The sequence below is a fragment of the Streptomyces alkaliphilus genome (assembly GCF_014141535.1).
Lineage (GTDB): Bacteria > Actinomycetota > Actinomycetes > Streptomycetales > Streptomycetaceae > Streptomyces > Streptomyces alkaliphilus.
The window spans coordinates 1-1,088 of record NZ_VKHT01001330.1 but is presented as its reverse complement, the minus strand read 5'-3'; the positions used below and the strand labels follow the sequence as shown (position 1 = coordinate 1,088).

The 1,088-nt window shown below is 78.0% G+C and carries 1 protein-coding gene; it reads left to right on the top strand.

The features are described 5' to 3' along the window. A partial coding sequence (locus FNQ90_RS24295) for a 3-deoxy-7-phosphoheptulonate synthase (RefSeq protein ID WP_182608309.1) occupies window positions 1-918 on the top strand: 918 nt, incomplete at its 5' end. Between the last annotated feature and the right edge of the window lie 170 nt (window positions 919-1,088).

Below are 1,088 nucleotides of genomic sequence, written 5' to 3'. Positions count from 1 at the left end.
GTCCTGGCCCGCCGCGATCCCCGCCTGCTGGTGGTCGTCGGCCCCTGCTCGGTGCACGACCCCGCGGCCGGCGCGGAGTACGCGGCCCTGCTCGCCGCCGCCTCCCGCCGCCTGGCCGACGACCTGGTCGTCGTCCTCCGCGCCTACCTGGAGAAACCCCGCACGGTCACCGGCTGGCCCGGCCTGCTCACCGTCCCCACCCCCGGCGGGCCGAGCGATCCGGCCGTCGGCCTGCGCACCGGCAGGGCCCTGCTGACCGGACTCGCCGCCGAACTCCCCCTGGCCTACGAGTTCGTCGACCCCGTGCTCGCCCCGTACGTCGCCGACACGATGTCCTGGGGGGCCATCGGGGCGCGCACCGTCGCCTGCCAACCCCACCGCCACATGGCGTCCTGGCTGCCGATGCCGGTCGGCATGAAGAACTGCGTCTCCGGCCGCACGGACACCGCTCTCGCCGCGATCCGCGCCGCCGCCCACCGACACACCCTCCCCACCGTGGCGCCCGACGGCCGGCTGATCGCCCTCGACAGCACCGGCAACCCCGACACCCACCTGGTCCTGCGCGGCGGCCCCACCCCCAATTACGACCGGGCCTGCGTCGCGCGGGCCCGCACGGAACTCGGCGCCGCCGGGCTGCCGGAGCGGATCGTCGTGGACGCCTCCCACGGCAACAGCGGCAAGGACCACAATCGCCGGCCGGCCGTCGTGGCCGACCTGGCGGAACAGATCGCCGACGGCGACCGGTCCCTGGTCGGCGTGATGATCGAGTCCTACCTGGCCGACGGCGCGCAGGACCCCGCCGCCGTCCCCCTGCGCCGCGACCTCAGCGTCACCGACGCCTGCCTCGGGTGGGAGCGCACGGTGCCGCTGCTCGACGCCCTGGCCCTGGCCTCCCGCCGTCGCCGGGAACGGGGGTGAGGGCCCCGGCCGGGCCCGCCGCGCCGAGACCTCCGGCGCGGCCCGCCCGGCCGGGACACCGGCGGACGCGGCACCACGGCCCGGCCCCGGAGCGGGCCGGGCGCTGATCCCCGCGCTCCCCGGTGCTCACGCGTGCCCGGGGCGCCCGAGCGGGCGGAGAGGGGGCGAGC